Origin of the sequence: Vibrio sp. 1727 (genome assembly GCF_033344415.1) — a bacterium.
GTDB lineage: Bacteria > Pseudomonadota > Gammaproteobacteria > Enterobacterales > Vibrionaceae > Vibrio > Vibrio alginolyticus.
Window position 1 is genome coordinate 135231 of record NZ_JAWPOT010000002.1, and the last position, 16872, is coordinate 152102.

The 16872-nt window shown below is 44.0% G+C and carries 11 protein-coding genes; 4 read left to right on the forward strand and 7 right to left on the reverse strand.

Features of this window, described 5'->3' with window-relative positions:
* Nucleotides 1-12: 12 nt before the first annotated feature.
* Complete coding sequence (gene yccS / locus R8O10_RS02975) at nt 13-2166, reverse strand: YccS family putative transporter (RefSeq protein ID WP_053303489.1); 2154 nt, start codon at nt 2164-2166, stop codon at nt 13-15.
* Between the two features lie 324 nt (nt 2167-2490).
* Here yccS and helD point away from each other — a divergent pair, with 324 nt between their 5' ends.
* A complete protein-coding gene (gene helD / locus R8O10_RS02980) occupies nt 2491-4560 on the forward strand; it encodes a DNA helicase IV (protein ID WP_005376572.1) in 2070 nt (689 codons plus the stop codon).
* Nucleotides 4561-4637: 77 nt separating this feature from the next.
* On the opposite strand, the gene R8O10_RS02985 is transcribed toward helD, so the two are convergent.
* Nucleotides 4638-5093: a methylglyoxal synthase gene (locus R8O10_RS02985; RefSeq protein ID WP_005376571.1), complete on the reverse strand. Its 456-nt coding sequence runs from the start codon at nt 5091-5093 to the stop codon at nt 4638-4640.
* A 64-nt stretch (nt 5094-5157) separates the two neighbouring features.
* Complete coding sequence (torT, locus tag R8O10_RS02990; protein ID WP_318191138.1) at nt 5158-6207, reverse strand: TMAO reductase system periplasmic protein TorT; 1050 nt, start codon at nt 6205-6207, stop codon at nt 5158-5160.
* A gap of 43 nt (nt 6208-6250) precedes the next feature.
* Here torT and torS point away from each other — a divergent pair, with 43 nt between their 5' ends.
* Nucleotides 6251-9214 carry a TMAO reductase system sensor histidine kinase/response regulator TorS gene (gene torS, locus R8O10_RS02995; protein ID WP_136977175.1) on the forward strand — a complete coding sequence of 988 codons (2964 nt, stop codon included), beginning with the start codon at nt 6251-6253 and terminating at the stop codon, nt 9212-9214.
* Nucleotides 9215-9264: 50 nt separating this feature from the next.
* Here torS and R8O10_RS03000 read toward each other — a convergent pair whose 3' ends face one another.
* The 3 genes from R8O10_RS03000 to R8O10_RS03010 form a co-directional block, all read right to left on the reverse strand.
* Complete coding sequence (locus R8O10_RS03000) at nt 9265-9456, reverse strand: hypothetical protein (protein ID WP_005376565.1); 192 nt, start codon at nt 9454-9456, stop codon at nt 9265-9267.
* Nucleotides 9457-9474: 18 nt separating this feature from the next.
* On the reverse strand, nt 9475-11829 hold the full coding sequence (locus tag R8O10_RS03005) for a fatty acid cis/trans isomerase (RefSeq protein ID WP_170960431.1): 2355 nt from the start codon (nt 11827-11829) through the stop codon (nt 9475-9477).
* A gap of 80 nt (nt 11830-11909) precedes the next feature.
* The gene (locus tag R8O10_RS03010; protein WP_213915798.1) at nt 11910-12296 is read right to left on the reverse strand and encodes a winged helix-turn-helix domain-containing protein; all 387 of its coding nucleotides are present in this window, start codon (nt 12294-12296) and stop codon (nt 11910-11912) included.
* 306 nt (nt 12297-12602) lie between these two features.
* Here R8O10_RS03010 and R8O10_RS03015 point away from each other — a divergent pair, with 306 nt between their 5' ends.
* Nucleotides 12603-14150: an arylsulfatase gene (locus R8O10_RS03015; protein WP_005376560.1), complete on the forward strand. Its 1548-nt coding sequence runs from the start codon at nt 12603-12605 to the stop codon at nt 14148-14150.
* Nucleotides 14151-14284: 134 nt separating this feature from the next.
* Here the strand turns inward: R8O10_RS03015 and R8O10_RS03020 are convergent, their stop codons facing one another.
* Nucleotides 14285-15142 (reverse strand): LysR family transcriptional regulator, encoded by an 858-nt coding sequence (locus R8O10_RS03020; protein ID WP_025767859.1) that lies wholly within the window; start codon nt 15140-15142, stop codon nt 14285-14287.
* Between the two features lie 141 nt (nt 15143-15283).
* On the opposite strand from R8O10_RS03020, the gene R8O10_RS03025 reads away from it, so the two are divergent.
* Entirely contained in the window at nt 15284-16810 is a 1527-nt protein-coding gene (locus R8O10_RS03025; protein WP_017635363.1) for an arylsulfatase, read from the forward strand.
* Nucleotides 16811-16872: the final 62 nt, after the last annotated feature.

Here is a 16872-nt window from a genome sequence, read left to right on the forward strand (position 1 = left end):
GTTTGAATGTTACTAACTTACCCTGACGGCAAACTTACTAGCAAGTGAATGAAGCTCTGGGAGCATGCGATAGATAAGATGAAGTTGCTGCAATACCATGCGGGCAGAGCTGTCGTCTTCATCGCGCCATTCGTTTAAGCGTTGCTCGAGTCCAGCATCATCAATATTAGATAGGTCACACTCCTCACAATGCTGGTGAAGCTGTTTATGAAGTACATCCAGATGCTGATGAATACAACGGTGAGCATCTAAAACGAGTTTATGAATTGACTCATCTTCGATGCGAGTTCTGTGCGCGCCTAATGCAGAAATATAGTTCAACATTGCGTGATTTAACGTTAGGAAGCGAAAACTTTCATCAACAGCTGCGCGATATTTGCCAGGCTCCGCCAGCATCGTACTAATCGCAGAAGAGAGTGAGGCATCATTATTATGGGCCTGGCGGCGAGCGATACGGTAACTCAAATTGTCTTTCTTGCCGATTCTATACTGACCAATGATCTGATCGAGATACTGCTTGTTTGCCTCTATCGCATCCGACATAACTTTGTGAAGCCTTCTCGACTGCCAGTCGGGCAAAATAACTAATACAGCTCCTACTGCAAGTACACACCCGATGAGGGTATCTGCTAGTCGAGGAAGGACAACTGCGTAACCTTCACCTAGTTGATTAAATAAGAAGAGGACGAGCAGTGTAATAAAACCAGTCGCGTACCCATAGTTGTTCATCCGGAAGGCGAAAAACATCACACCAGAGATAACGATAAATACTAACTGGCTTTCTTGAGAAGGGAAAAAAGTCAGCAATGGTACACCAATCAACAAACCAGCTAATGTACCTATTACTCGCGCCGTCAATTTTTGGCGAGTGGCACTGTAGTTCGGTTGGCATACGAATAAAGTGGTTAAGAGTATCCAGTAACCTCGGTCGATGTTGAATATTTGAATGATTCCATAGCCAATCGTTAAGGCAATTGACATACGTAATGCATGCCGAAACAGCATCGAATCTTTGTGTAAATTTGCTGATATACGCTGCCACATCGCTTTTAGCGTGTGTGGGTTGGTATCGGCGAGGGTATCTTCTTCTAGGCCTTCGACATCTGGGTTGTTAATGTTATTAAGTTGTTTTTCTACCGTCGCTAAGTTGTTGAATAAATATGTTAACTGCATCAGCAGACGTTTCCAGTGCCCTTGCTTTTGTTCTTCTAGATAAGCAAGAGAGTTCTGTACTTCAGCTAATGCCAGAATAGATTGATCGGTATGGGAGTATTCATTTCCTAGCTGAATGGCTAGTGCAATATCACGACACGCTTGGGCTTGAGACTCCAAAAGATATTTAAAACGAAACAGCACATCAGAACGTTCAAATTCGGTCGCTAAATCCTGATAGCGATAATGGCTAGAACTGACGCGTTCGTGAATGTCTTGAGCGATGAAATAAATATTTAAAAATCGGTCACTAGGCCCATCAATGTGACCCCGTTTCGATCGGTTAAGTAATGTGGTTTTACAAGCGTTTAGTGCCGTAACCGTGGCAGCATTGCATTTTGCAGCTTCAATCCGTAGCGGTTGTGGCGTCAAGTTGGTCGCAGGGTGAAAAAGCTTGGCTTTCGCATCAAGATAATTCGCCATTTGGAAGAACACATTGGCTAGGCTTTGTTGCACCGGTTGAAGGGGCCAAAATATCTGCCAAATCATGGACATGAAGTAATACCAGGCGGCACCAGTTAAAAGCAGTAGTGGCTGAAACCAAATGTTGGTGCTTTCATGTGCGCCAAGCATAGTATAAATAGCGATCAGCAACGAACCAAAAGCAATACTCGCGTACTTAGGACCTATCGCCCCAAGAATGATGAAGCCGAAGGTTGAGATAAATAATCCCAACGCAAAAGCCCAAGGGGTATCGAACAAGATTTCAATTGAAAAAGCAGCAAGCGCAAAACAGAGAAAGGTGAGAATCAGAGCCTTAATGCGTCCAGTGAAACTGTCATCACTTTCAGCCAAAGCAGCAGCAATAACGCCTAATATTAATGGCGTTATCAGCGTGTTTTGCTCGAAGTACCAAGTTGGGATAACCACACCCAGTAAGGTAATGAGGATAAGAACGCTGTAATTTATCGTCTTGTTTGCCCAATATAGCCGAAATTTAGAAGTTGCTTGCACAATGCGCCTTATGTTTCCGATGAAGAACAGGGGGAATACTACCAGACCCACTATAGCGCGTTTATGATTTACTTTAAGAAAAATTCGTGGTTGCTGATAAAATCAGCAGGGATGTCATCGACTTATATTAAAACTGCCAGGTCATGTATTGAGGATTGTAAAGCCAGCTTCAAATAACCTCAGCTTTAGGTTATTAAATCGACAGTAATGTGAATTTTATTAAAGAATAGAAGAAGAAGCTTACTTAGGTGCTCGCCGTTGCTACAATTTAGCACCTTAAAATGATATAAATCGACAACTTCTAAACTAAAAGGCGCACGTTTCATGCAGCTTACTGCCACTAGCAAAGCACAGTTTTTTATTCAAAATGAGTACCATCACGTCGAAATAAAAGAGAACAGTGTTTTATTAAGCTCGATAGGCAGTGAAGAACATATTCCTTTTACGATCTGGAATGGCAAAGTTAGCGTAAAGCGTGGGTTATTATGGAGCTCTTTACAGTTTTTTGCTCATGAACACGAAGGCAAACAACAAAGCTGGCTAGTCCAAGGTTTACCGTGGCCACAATGCCGAAAGTTCGCGCTTGAGGCCGTTCGTCAATATCAAGAGTGGCACAACACTCAGTGCCGAAAACTGGCTGAGTATCTACCTAAGTGGGAAGAAGAGCTTTACAAACTAAAGCACTTGCCTGCTTACTTATCGCATTCTCAAGTGGTCTCCTGGGTTGAAAGCCTTAACCAAGAGTTAAGCGAGATGAAAACCACCCTAGAAGAAGCCAAAATGCGAATGCCGAATCGTATGTCGCAAATAGAGCCTTGGCTCATTGATACCTCTGAGGCGCTTGGTGAGCGTAATCGCGATTGGCTAGAAGCAGAACGTCCAAATTGGGAAGTGCTGTTTAATCAAATTGAATCCTCTCCTTTGAATTTATCCCAGCAATATGCGGTATTGCTCAACGACGACCACAACTTAGTTCTTGCTGGGGCCGGCTCGGGCAAAACCAGCGTTTTAACCGCACGAGTTGCCTATTTGTTGCAAAGCCATCAAGCTCAAGCAGAAGAGCTTCTCATGTTAGCGTTCGGTCGTGATGCGGCGACTGAAATGAAAGAACGCTTAGTAGATAAAGTGGGCATGGCGGCAGACGGTGTGCGCGTCAACACATTCCATCAGTTGGGCTTGTATATTCTTAAACAAGTCGAACAGCAACCTGTCGAAATTAGTCCTTTAGCGTTGGACGAAAATCAACGAACAGCATGGTGTGTAGACTGGTTGAAAAAACATTGGATGACACCCACCAACTTTAAACGTTGGCAAAAACATTTAGACAAATGGCCGATTGCGTACCTAAAAGGGGATGATGAGTTAGGAAGCCATTCAGAAAATCCAAAACTGATCGCTTGGCTAGATTCGCAGCTGTCTCATTTAGCGGCGGTGGGCTTGACCAAAAAGCAAGTACAAGAAAAGCTCGTAAACCACCAAGACTATACGCGTTTAAATAGTGAACTCGCCTTATGCTGGCCATGTTTTACAGCGTGGCAGAAAATGCTTAAAGAAAGCAACCAAGTGGATTTCCCAACCATGATCAGTCGTGCGACAGATTATGTGAATAAAGGGAAGTTTGTCTCGCCATGGCGCTTTATTATGGTCGATGAGTATCAAGATATCTCTCCAGATCGTCTGGCATTGATTGAAGCACTGTGTGAATCCACTCAGAAACAAGCAGGTGCCACGTTATTTGCTGTTGGCGACGATTGGCAAGCGATCTATCAGTTTGCAGGAGCGGATGTCGATCTTATCACTGGTTTTAAAGAACGCTTTGCTCACTCAACCGTTCATCACTTAGATACAACTTATCGTTTCAACAATCAGATTGGTGATGTAGCGAATACATTCGTGCAGCAAAACCCATCGCAGTTGCCGAAAACACTAAACAGCCACAAACAACGCAAGCAGAAGAGCGTACATACCGCGCCGAGCAATCAAGTGGAAAAGATCTTGGACCACTTGAATCAACAAGCCAAGCAAACCAAGTCAGTTTTATTGCTAGGACGTAACCATTATCATAAGCCCGATTTGTTCGACGATTGGTTGCGACGTTTCCCTAATCTCGATATTCGCTTTATGACTTGCCATGCGAGTAAAGGACGCGAAGCTGACTTTGTGATTATTCTTTCTGTGGATGAGGGGCAATTCCCCGCTAAGAAGAAGCAAATTCACATTGATGGTGCGTTGACGGAGTCCAAAGACAAATTCCCTTACGCAGAAGAGCGCAGGCTATTTTACGTGGCGATTACACGTGCGAAAGAGAAGGTTTGGATTACGCATACTGGTGCGGGATCTGCATTCGTTCAAGAGCTCGTTAATGGTGACTATCCCATCGTGACTTCTCGTTAAATGCAACGTTTAGAATGTTAAAAACAGTAAAGGCGATACTTGGTATCGCCTTTGCTTTATTTGGTTAGCATCAAAGCTTACATGCGCTCAGCAAGATAGGCTTCGTAATCCGGCACTTCGATGTCTACTTCTTGCTCAAGAAGAGGGGAGTTAAACAGGAACTTAGCGGTGGCTCGGTTCGTTGCTACAGGAATATTCCAGACACTAGCAATACGAAGAAGCGCTTTAACGTCTGGGTCGTGAGGTACGGCATTCAGTGGATCCCAAAAGAAAACGAGAACGTCGATTTTGCCTTCTGAAATAAGAGCGCCTAGTTGTTGATCACCGCCCATCGGACCACTGATCATGCTCTTGATCGCAAGTCCAGTTTCTTTACTTAGCATGTGTCCTGTCGTGCCAGTTGCGTAAAGGAAGTGACTCTGTAGCTTTTCTTTGTTTTCTTTTACCCAGCGAAGTAGCTCAGGTTTGCAGTTGTCGTGAGCAACCAAAGCCACATGTTTATGGGTTGGCATGGTACGAATGGTTTTTTGCATCAAGATGTTTCCGTTTGTATGATTTTAAAATTGTTGTGACTCAATAGAACACGTTTTTGGTCTTTCAATCAACAGCCTTAACACGGAATGTCGGCCTATATTCTGACGGAGATAACGATTCTTCGATCGTGTCGTCATGAAGCGTCTTCGGAGTCAGTGGTTTGATGGTTGGTGAGGCATGTTTGTCATAAGCTTCACCCCTTAAGTAATGCGTTGCTTGCATCACGGAAAGCCGACCTTGCTGCACCATTTTATCTGTTGGTGCGAAGAGCACTTTGTTACGTAACAGGCCTCGATATACACCATGACTTAAGTACACAGAAACTAAACCGATCTCCTCAGCTTTGCCGGCACTGCGCAGTTCACTGATGGCCGCTTCAATCGCCACTGCACTGCCAACAATGTAATCTATATTTCCCATATCGATCACACGTTGAACTAGGTTACGTTGTAACTCCTTGTCGTTGTCTGCCCAAAATGTGTCAACAATGTTGATATCACTTCCTTGTATCGCTTCATAAAATCCGGCAGTAACGGGTTTCGTACCACCACGAGTTCGCGGCCCCAAAAGTAAGGCAATGTTGGTTTTTCCTGACCCCTTTGGATGGCGAGCTGCCAAATATTGACCCGCTTCGTATCCCATCCAATGCCAGTCAACACCGACAGTCCCTTTTAGCAACTCACTTTGTTCTTCATCCAAGTCGAGTTGGTTCACAGTAGCAAAAACGGGAGTATTCCCCACCCAATTTTTAAGTGAATGCTCGTAAGCCTGTGGGTCCACGGTCCCAAGGATAACCGCATCTGCTCCCCATTGGTTACACAGTGCGAGTTGTTGTTCTTGACGGGTTTTGTTTGGGTAGCCGCCCGCTTCAAGGACTCGTAGCTCGACACCTTCTCTTTTCGCTTCGGACACCATTCCATAGTTTACTGACAACCAGTATGAATCCTTTAGGTGAGGGTATATTGCACATATTTTCTCTGCGGCAACCGCTGGCAAAGAAGCAACTAGGGTTAAAATGGCTGCAGAATGTTTGAAAAATGTGCGAAATGCGTGTTGATTTTTAACCATGAAATGAAGTTCGTTGGCATAGATTAAGTAAACACTGCAAAATATAACGTAATATGTCGCTGAACACGAACATTAAGGTCATGAAAATATGCTGCTAGCAACTGCAAGCATCGGTCGTAAACTTTTGTTGTCTTTCATTGCGATGGCAATACTGGTCATGTTATCGGCACTTATTGGTGTGTCTGGATTTTCTTTGGTTGCCAAAACCGAAAGAAATGTCGTGGATTCTGCGATTCCCGCCATGATTGAGGCGAGACAAGTCTCTGAGTTGAGTACTCGTATTATTTCGTCTGTACAAATGTTGTCGAACGCAAGAAACGAGCAGGAAAGAAAGGAGTCAGGGCGAGTGCTGTTCGAACAGCTCGAGTCTTTACTCACTCACATCAAGGAGCTCGGGAGTGAGTCGTTCGATTCTCAATTGTTAGAAGCTTTAGAGAATAACGTCCAGAACGTTATCGACAATTTGGCAGAACTCGGTGTTTCGGTTGAAAAAAAGCTGTGGCTTGCAAAAGAGATAGATACTCGTGTTGAAGAAATGCGTCTGCTCAGTGAAGAGCTAGAACAACTAACTCGTACGCAAGTTCAGAATACAAGCACCATTGCTGTTGCTAACGTCACGCATATTTATGACTTATTAGAATCGAATAAAAAATCGCAAGTTTATCAGGCGCTAGATGCACTGGTGGAGGTCGATCTTGATCTGACTGAGCGATTGCATGAACTGCACTTGTTGGCCTTTAAAATGTTGAATCAGATTGAAGAGGCTCGGACATTAACGAATATTGAGCGAATTCAACAGGTTCAAAGTGATTTCGATAGCAACCTCAAAATCATGCAACGCCGTGTACTCGCTGTGGAAGATCCTACGCGCTCTAAGCAAATGAGCCAACTGCTCATAGAGCTTGGTAAGCGTCAGGTCGTATTTTCTATACTGATGCAGCAATACGAGAATAACGAACAGTCACAACAACTGATGCAAAAGACATTAGAGTTGTTCTCAGAGCTTAATGGCACGGTCAACAAATTGGTTGATGATTCAAACAAAACCACTACCGTCGCTGTAGACCAATTGACCAGCACACTGAAATTCGCTCAGTGGTCTTTAACCGTTATTTCAATTGTTGGTTTGATTGTATTGGTGCTGATTTTATGGCGTGTGGTGTACCTTTCTGTTGTGAAGCGGTTAGCTGAATATTCCGCTGCGTTGCTGTCTGTGGCGCAGGGTAACTTAGCGGTTGAGTTGGAAGTGAAAGGCAAAGATGAGTTGGCGCATATGGGGCAGGCCATCATCACGGCTCGTAATACCGCGCAAGCACTAAAAGTGGTAGCAGAGGGTGAAGCTCAAGCCAAGCGAGAGCTTGAGGAGCATAAAGAGCATTTAGAAGAGCTCGTTGAGCAGCGCACTTCGCAGTTAAAACAAGCAAACCGCCGTTTGAATGAAGAGGTTTTGAATCACGCTAAAGCTCGCAAGCAAGCAGAGCAAGCGAGCCGAGCAAAATCGGCATTCTTGGCGACGATGAGCCATGAGATAAGAACGCCAATGAACGGAGTGTTGGGGACAGCACGCTTGTTGATTGACTCAGGCCTCAACCCAATTCAAAAGCGTTATGCGGAAATCATTAATCGTAGTGGTAAAACGTTGCTCGCGATCCTTAATGATGTACTGGATTACTCCAAGATTGAAGCGGGGCATTTAGAAATTCGTCACATGGGCTTTGATTTACACCAAATGGTGGAGGACACTTTCCAGTTAATGAACAGTCGAGCACAAGAGAAGAAGCTGCTGTTCTCCTACCATATTGAAAGTGATGTTAGTCGCTACTGGAAAGGGGATGTCACCAGAATCAGTCAGGTGCTGAACAATCTCGTTGGTAACGCGATTAAGTTCACTGACGAAGGAGAAATTGATATCTACGTTAGCCTGAACCCTGAGGACGAGTCGCAAGTCCTGTTTGAAGTATCAGACACTGGAATAGGAATTGCCAAAAAATACCAGAGAACGTTGTTTGATGCCTTCACGCAAGCTGAAGGTGGGATGAGCCAAACTGGAGGCACGGGGCTTGGACTTGCCATCAGTAAGCGAATCATTGAAGCGATGGGCGGTGTTTTAGAAGTCGATTCCGAAGAGGGAAATGGTAGCCGATTCTGGTTCTCTATTCCGTTAGAGGAAAGCGAACCTGTTGAAACAGGAACCGTGGCAACCGCACGTTGCAAAGTGAAAGCAAAGGTCTTGCTAGTAGAAGATAATGAAGTCAACCGAGTGGTCGCGGAAGGTTTTCTAGAAAGCATGGGGCATCAAGTCGTGATGGCGGAAAACGGCTCACAAGCAGAGCAACTGATCAGCACACAAGATTTTGATATCGCTTTGGTCGACATCAACCTCCCTGATTGTGATGGAACTGAGTTGATCCAACGCTTAAAGCGGATTGAGTGTGATAAGCCGGCCAATAAAGCGCTTGCCGTCACGCCAATGATTGCAGTGTCTGCGCACGTTTTTGCGGAAGAAGTTGAGCGCTATCTAGCCGCTGGTTTTGACGGATACTTGCCTAAGCCATTGGCAAAAGAGGCACTCGCGGCATTGATTCAGGATGCGCTAGACGGAAAGCCGTTGTTGTTGCCACAAAATGCCGACTGTACCCCGTTTGATCAAATTTCGCCTCAAGAACAAGAGCTACAATCAAAGGTCGTTCAAGCACCCCAAAAAAAGGAACCCGATGTGGTTATCATTAATCCGAGCGTGATTGAGTCCGATATGAAAATCTTGGGCAGAGATAAGATGTTGCACATTATTAATCTGTTTAGAGCCACCAGCACCGATGTATTAAGCAAGCTGCAAGCGTCTGCTGAGGACAATGATAGTAAAGAAGTAAAGAACCTTGCCCATAAATTAAAGGGCAGTGCAGGAAGTTTAGGACTAACTGCGCTAATGAACGCTTGCCAAGCAATTGAAGCCGCGGCTCAACCTTTAGATACCTATAATGCGACTAAAGATGATTTAGTTTCTCAAGTGTCTGCATCAATTCAAGCTCTGGATGAGTTAATGGCGAAGTAATCCATCGAGCATTGAAAATAAAAAAACCTCCGGCTTTCCGGAGGTTTTTTCTATTCGGTCATGTCATCTTCCCACTCGAATCGAGTGTCTAGGGCATAAGGGTCATCATCAAAAGGATGTTCCACTTTGCCACGCAAGTATTCGAGTTGATGCTCAAGCATATTGACCGTTTCGTAGTCTCCCTCAGAACAAGCAACGTAAATCTGTTGTTCAAGAGCGGCAATGTTATCTCGGATACCCATGAGAACCCCCTTAAATCATCATCGATTCTCAAAACGATTATAGTCAAGTAATCCAAATTCGATCGGTTGTTTTGTACGGTACCAATTATGTAAACGATCGCTAAATGACCAGAATTTTTCTGAGCTTCTACGAATCGCAAAATTATCCAATAACTTAACGTAATCGGACTCGTTTTGGATGGCACTAAATTGATCGACAAAATCTTTTACTTGGTTTTCGTTGATCGAGAAAAATGCCGCAGGGTAGCTTCCCACAACGCCGCGTACAATGGTCATATCATCGTTAGCAAAGTCACGGTTACTTTCTTCATCAAACAAGCTAGAGATGTTTGTGTGTGCATTGTTGTGAAGTAAGGTGAACAGTTCATCTTCCCCTGATTGACTTCTCACCATAAGCATAGTGATTTGCGGAACGGTTTTTAGGCCTTCACCACGAACGTGGTCAATACGTTTTAGTTGCTTTTCACTACTCGCAGAAAGAGCCGTGTCTTGAATTTCGTAGCGAGGCAGAAGCACATCTGAAACATGTTCGCTCAACAACTCCACCAACTCCGTTTTTGGATCGTCACTCTTATACTGAACGCTGGTTGGTTGGTTAAACGGCTTCACATTTCGTTGTAAAAAGTCACTCAACTGCGGGCTTTGATCTTTATACCAGCTAGATTGCAGTTCATGGCGCATATCGGCGGGTAACAACGAGATAAAGTTACTTTCGCCTTCTAGACGCAAGAAGTCCATAAACATTCGTGTCATGAGCTGATGGCCGAAGTTACCGTAAACGTCAAACCCAGCAACAAGCAAATAGTGGATACGCTCTAGTAACGCGTAGTCAAGAATCCACACTGTTTTAGGCTGCTCACCAACTAACCCTTGAACAACAGAAGCACTATCAAAATGGCGGAATATCGTTAATGCCGCATTATGGTTGGTGCCATTACCATCCCAAATTACATCGGTGGATAGGTTTTCACCTTCTTTAAACCAGTTATTAGTGAACTCAGATTTAGCCTCTAGGTAGCGAGCTTGCTGGCGCGCGTACTTGACCCAGTTGGTAACAGGTAGCGTGTTACTCTCTTGTTCTGCCGGTAGTTTTAGATTATCAGCCTGAGATCGGTAAAACTCATTTACTTCTGGGATGTCTGCTTTATCTGGATCAAGGAAAAACACCCAAAAGCGATCATTGATAACATTCAATGCCAGTTGGCCACGACAAACTGGGCCTTTGATGTATGCCATTATTGTATTTTGCGCATTATCTAGCATGAACTTAAAGCGCGACTTCACTGGAAGGTCGATGAATGATGTCATCGGGTTTGCAGCAACTTCTGGTTCATAACTCGGTAGCTGACTAACCATGTAATCAGCATCAATAAACCAAGTTTTCCAGTTCTCTATGCGTTGCTTGTTTAACGCGAATGGCATGTGAGTTTTATCTACTATGGTCCCTTGCTCTGGAATAATTCGATAAAACACGCGTTCAACCCCTGGATCATCATACGGGCGACGCGTTGAAATACGTTTTACGGGCTGTCCTGGTGGTGTAGCAGAGCGGACGAGCGTGAAGAATCGGGGATCTTCATCGAGTTCCGAAAAGTAGAGATGAGATAAAAACAAATGCTCATATATATACCTAGCCATCAGCTGATTTTTCAAATCAGAGTGGTTAAGTAATGCTTCGTACTTATCTATTTGCGCTTGCTCATTCTCACTAACAGGTTGGTGAACGTTCATTATTGCGCCGTTTTCCAACCAAGTCATGAGTGTGTGGTATTCACTGTTTGATAGATTTGGCATACCAAAAGGCATGCCCCAGGTTGGGTTATCCTTTTCGTATTGCTCGTATTCTTCAATCGTTGGACAGGTTTGCTCTCGGTCTATCGAAAAGTCAAAGCCTTCTAACTGGACTTGGTCAGGCAATGGGTGGCGCTCTTTTTGCTGTAGCAAACGTGCGATAAGGCCTGCGTCAATGTTGGCTGCCATGCTTTGATCACGTTCGTTGAGAACCGGATGAAAACCCGCATCGCGCCACTCTTGGGTTGTTTCTGCATCTTCGAATAAGCGTGTTGGTGCTGCGGCTGTGAGTCTTGTTCCTTCATATACCAGTGCTTTACTCGCACCACGGTCAATGCCCTCAACAGAAGAGAGCTTAAGCTGACATGGTGCATCGTAGCACGCGTGGCAGACGACACAGCGGTTATCCATAATGGGTTTAACTTCGCTTTGGAAGAAGTTTGCTTGAGGGGTTTCTACGTCAACAGTGCGTTCACGCACGAGCTGTGGACCAAACAGTTGATCATAGTTAAGACCAGCATAGGTTGCACAGCCGGCAAACAAAGTAGCAATGCAAAGTGTAAAAATTAAGCGCAAATTCATTGAGTTATTTTACGTGATTAGAATTTGCATTAATTAAAGCAAAATAAGCGGTCAATTACCAAAAGTTGGGTCAATTAGCGTTAATTTTTCTGTTGATTGTCTGAGCGCTTGAAAATGTAACCCTGGCGGTGGACTGTCTGAATTCTGTCTGTCGGAACGCCTTCGTGAACTAGACGCTTTCTCATTCTGCTCATGTGCATATCGAGTGCTCGATCATGTTCAGTAAATTCACGTTTTAGTACTGTTTCGTAAAGAAAAGGCTTACTAAGTACTTGATCTTGATGGTGAGTGAGAGTTTGCAGCAGCTTAAATTGAATGCTTGTTAACTGAACAGATTTCTTGTTTGGCAAGTAATTGAGTACCACAGAGTGAGTGTGCTTATCTAGTAATAGCTCCTCATCATTATGGTAAACGCCGTTGTGTTGGCATTGGGAAGTTTTTCCATTTGAAACCTTGGAGTCAAGCACACGGGTACCTTAATTATTAATAGTAGTAAAACGTATTATCATTAATATTTATATAAAAGCAATCAGGTACTTTATGAGCACTGTGATATGCGTAGACAATCTTAATACTTGAGATTAACAGTAGTGATGAATGGTGCGATGTCGATCTGAACTAAAGTGCTATTGGAGTGCGTATTAGCTACAAATAACGGTGTAATGTTAGGCAAAGATAGAAAGAATTCTCATTTAGTAAATTCGCTTATCCGCTATTTGTGAACTATACATTCTGTTGCAGGAAGCACTTTTCTAATACACACAGAGGTTTATATGACAGCGAAATATGGCGTTAAACGCCGATTAGCGATTCTTGCCGCCGCTTTAATCGGTGCGACAAGTAGCAGTATCGCAGCAGAGAAACCAAATATTCTCGTCATTTGGGGTGATGATATTGGCCAGTCCAATCTCAGTGCTTACACGTTTGGCTTGATGGGGTACAAAACACCAAATATAGACAGTATCGCCAAAGAAGGCATGATGTTCACTGACTATTACGGTGAGCAATCTTGTACAGCGGGCCGTTCTACTTTCATTACGGGCCAAACCGTTCTTAGAACAGGTTTGAGTAAAGTGGGGCTTCCAGGTGCTGATCTTGGCTTGAAGGAAGAGGACGCAACCATTGCCGAAATGCTGAAGCCGATGGGCTATATGACAGGGCAATTTGGTAAAAACCACTTAGGTGATAAAGATGAGCACCTTCCTACTAATCACGGCTTCGATGAATTTTTTGGCAACCTTTATCACTTGAACGCCGAGGAGGAGCCAGAAAACGTCGATTATCCTAAAGATCCTGAGTTTCGTAAAAAGTTCGGTCCGCGCGGCGTTATCCGTTCGTACGCTGATGGCAAAATTGAGGATACAGGACCTCTAACCCGCAAGCGCATGGAAACCGTGGATGAAGAGACGTTAGATGCGGCACTCGACTTTATGGATCGTGCAGTCAAGGCTGAAAAACCTTTCTTTGTCTGGTGGAACGCAACTCGTATGCACTTCCGTACTCATGTGAAAGAAGAGAACTCTGGAAAAACAGGTATCAGCGAGTATGCAGATGGTATGGTCGAGCATGATAACCATGTAGGTCAGCTACTGAAAAAAGTGGATGATTTGGGTATTAAAGACAACACAATCGTCTTTTACTCCACCGATAATGGCCCACACATGAACTCGTGGCCAGATGCAGGTACAACGCCATTCCGTGGAGAGAAAAATACCAACTGGGAAGGTGCGTACCGAGTTCCTGCGATGGTACGTTGGCCGGGTAAAATTAAAGCTGGCTCTGTTTCGAATGATATCATGCATCACATGGACTGGATGCCAACGTTCGTTGCTGCCGCGGGTGATGACAATATCAAAGAGAAATTGCTCAAAGGTTATAGTGCGAATGGTAAGAAATTCAAAGTTCACCTAGACGGCTATAACTTCCTACCATATTTGACTGGTAAAGAGGATAAGGCCCCACGAGAAGAAATTTTTTACTTCTCAGATGATGGAGACTTAACTGCACTTCGCTATAACAAATGGAAGCTGGTCTTTATGGAGCAACGAGCAAAAGGTACGTTGCGTATTTGGGCTGAACCATTCACCACACTTCGTGTGCCTAAGATCTTCAACTTGCGTATGGATCCTTACGAAGTGGCTGATATCACTTCTAACACTTACTACGATTGGATGCTAGACCGTGCTTACATGCTTGTTCCTGCGCAAGCTTACGTAGGCAGATTCCTTGAAACGTTTAAAGAGTTCCCACCAAGGCAAAAAGCAGCAAGCTTCTCGCTCGATCAAGTGATGGAGAAACTAAAAGAGAACCCAAATAAGTAGGAAAAGCTAAGCGAAGTATCACATATAGAAAGAGGCTCATTAAAATGAGCCTCTTTTTTATCTGTAAAATTCTATCTATTCAGGTTTGTAGAAAGCTTGATGACGAAAACGCCTAACGCTTCAATTGACAAGAGTTATAAACAAATTGGTTCGTAGTGGGCTGCCGTTAAGTTGGCTTTGATTTTTTCACGTAGAGCGATGTGGGCTGGGTTGTTTACCTCTCGCTTATGGTAGACGAACTTGTAAGGGATAGAGCGTATCGAAATGGGGCAGGGCAAAATTTGAAGTTTGAGCGCTTTGCTCCACTTGTTTGCAAAAGATTGAGACACGATCCCTAAACTGTCTCTTTGGGCGACATACAGCGCCATGCCCGCTAGCGAAGATGTGATCAAGTCGACTTTTCTTTCTTGAATTGTTTCCTTTGCTAGTTGCTCGAACCCCGACATGTTGTTCCATTTTCCTGAAAATAAACAGTGAGTTTCCTCATAAAATTGCTCTTTTGTGAGCGTGCCGTGTACACGGGGATGGTTCTCACGACAGATAACCACGGCTTCTTCCTCATAGGCATCTTCAATAATAAACGCTGCATCTTTTGTGATCACCGTATCGATTACTAGATCGACTTTTTGTTGTCTTAACAGCTCAAATAATAGGAATTTTTCGGGTGGTGATTCATAAAAAATAGTGTTCTTTATCGGGTCCATAATGTGCAACAAAATTTCCGAACAACACACTTCAAAATGATTTTTATCAGATATCGCATTGTCAATAATATTAACCGCTTGCTGGAATTGCGGCAGTAATTGATAAGCGGTGGAGGTTAGTGCGATCCCTCGTCCTTTTTTAACGAATAATTGCTTATCTACGACTTGCTCTAAACGCTTTATTGCAGCGCTCACAGCAGGTTGTGTAAGCCCTAATTGTTCCGCGGCTTTTGTATAAGATTGAAACTCCGCAACAACAAGAAAAGTTTGGATCAAATTCAAGTCCATAACGTCACTCATAAATTTAATTTATAGGTTAACTAATTTTGACTGCATTTATCGCCTGAAATTAGTGCTTTATCTTATATCAACAATGGTATTGAAAAGCGAATACCATTTTTTACGCACTAGCGAACTCTTGGAGATAATATGAAAAATGCGACCAAAACGAGCAGTAAAAAACTCGTACTTAACGCATGTACGTTAGCTTTGGGCGCTGCATCTGCAGTTGCACATGCAGCGGACAAACCCAACATTCTTGTCATCTTTGGTGATGATGTTGGTTACTGGAACCTTAGTACCTACAACCAAGGTATGATGGCGTACAACACGCCAAACATCGATAGCATTGCTAAAGAAGGTGCGAAGTTCACTAACTTCTACGCGCAGCAAAGCTCGACAGCAGGCCGTTCTGCATTCATCACTGGTCAAATGCCAAAACGTACAGGTCTATCAAAAGTGGGCTTACCAGGCGCTCCGGAAGGTATCTCGGAAAAAGATCCGACGATTGCAACCGTGCTTAAACAAATGGGTTACGCAACCGGACAATTTGGTAAGAACCATTTAGGTGACCGAGACGAGCATCTTCCTACCAACCACGGTTTTGATGAATTCTTCGGCAACCTATACCACTTGAACGCAGAAGAAGAGCCAGAGAATGTGGATTACCCTAAAGATCCGGAGTTCAAGAAGAAATTTGGCCCTCGTGGCGTTATCCATTCTTACGCTGATGGCAAAATCGAAGATACCGGTCCACTAACGCGTAAGCGTATGGAAAATGTTGATGGTGAGTTTCTTGATGCCGCTGAGAGCTTCATAGAAAAACAAGTAAAAGCGGACAAGCCGTTCTTTACTTGGTTTAACACCACTCGCATGCACAACTTCACGCATGTTCCTGAAGAATACCAAGGTAAAACAGGTGCCGGTTTCTACGCGGATGGTGTTAAGCAGCACGATGACCAAATCGGTCAGCTACTTAACAAGATCAAAGAGTTAGGTGTGGATGACAATACAATCATTGTTTACACCACTGACAACGGCCCTATGGTGGATTTGTGGCCGGATGCAGGGATGACACCGTTCCGCTCAGAGAAAAACACTGGCTGGGAAGGGAGTTTCCGTGTGCCAATGTTGATTAAATGGCCTGGAAAAATTGAGGCAGGTAAAACATTCAACGGCATGATGTCATTAGAGGACTTTTTCCCGACACTAGTTGCTGCGGCAGGTGATACCAAAGTTAAAGACGAACTGCTAAAAGGCAAAAAAGTTGGCGATATGGACTACAAAGTTCACCTAGACGGTTACAACCAACTGCCATATTTAACGGGTAAGTCAGACAAATCCGCACGAAATGAGTTCGTTTACTGGAGCGACGACGGCGATCTTGTGGCATTGCGCCAAGGAAAGTACAAGTTCCACTTTATGATTCAAGAGAATGAAACGGGTATGGATGTATGGCGTAAGCCGTTCACTAAACTTCGTGTGCCACTGATCTTTGACTTGAGCATTGATCCATTTGAACGAGGCGATCAAGGCATGGGTTATTCTCGTTGGATGTACGAGCGTTCATTCTTAATGATGCCAGCAATGGATACAGTGAAAGAGGTGATGGGTACATTCAAAGAATTCCCGCCTCGTATGGAAGCAGGTTCGTTCGTACCTAAGTCTTCTAAGTAAATTAAGATTATATAGCGCTTTTTGGAGCGCTATATACCCAAATAGCTTCACTTTTGCTGTAC

Excerpts from the sequence above, each read along its gene's own strand:
- helD (WP_005376572.1), top strand. The coding sequence starts at position 2,491 with ATGCAGCTTACTGCCACTAGCAAAGCACAGTTTTTTATTCAAAATGAG.
- R8O10_RS02985 (WP_005376571.1), bottom strand. The coding sequence starts at position 5,093 with ATGCAAAAAACCATTCGTACCATGCCAACCCATAAACATGTGGCTTTG.
- torS (WP_136977175.1), top strand. The coding sequence starts at position 6,251 with ATGCTGCTAGCAACTGCAAGCATCGGTCGTAAACTTTTGTTGTCTTTC.
- R8O10_RS03000 (WP_005376565.1), bottom strand. The coding sequence starts at position 9,456 with ATGGGTATCCGAGATAACATTGCCGCTCTTGAACAACAGATTTACGTT.
- R8O10_RS03005 (WP_170960431.1), bottom strand. The coding sequence starts at position 11,829 with ATGAATTTGCGCTTAATTTTTACACTTTGCATTGCTACTTTGTTTGCC.
- R8O10_RS03015 (WP_005376560.1), top strand. The coding sequence starts at position 12,603 with ATGACAGCGAAATATGGCGTTAAACGCCGATTAGCGATTCTTGCCGCC.
- R8O10_RS03020 (WP_025767859.1), bottom strand. The coding sequence starts at position 15,142 with ATGGACTTGAATTTGATCCAAACTTTTCTTGTTGTTGCGGAGTTTCAA.
- R8O10_RS03025 (WP_017635363.1), top strand. The coding sequence starts at position 15,284 with ATGAAAAATGCGACCAAAACGAGCAGTAAAAAACTCGTACTTAACGCA.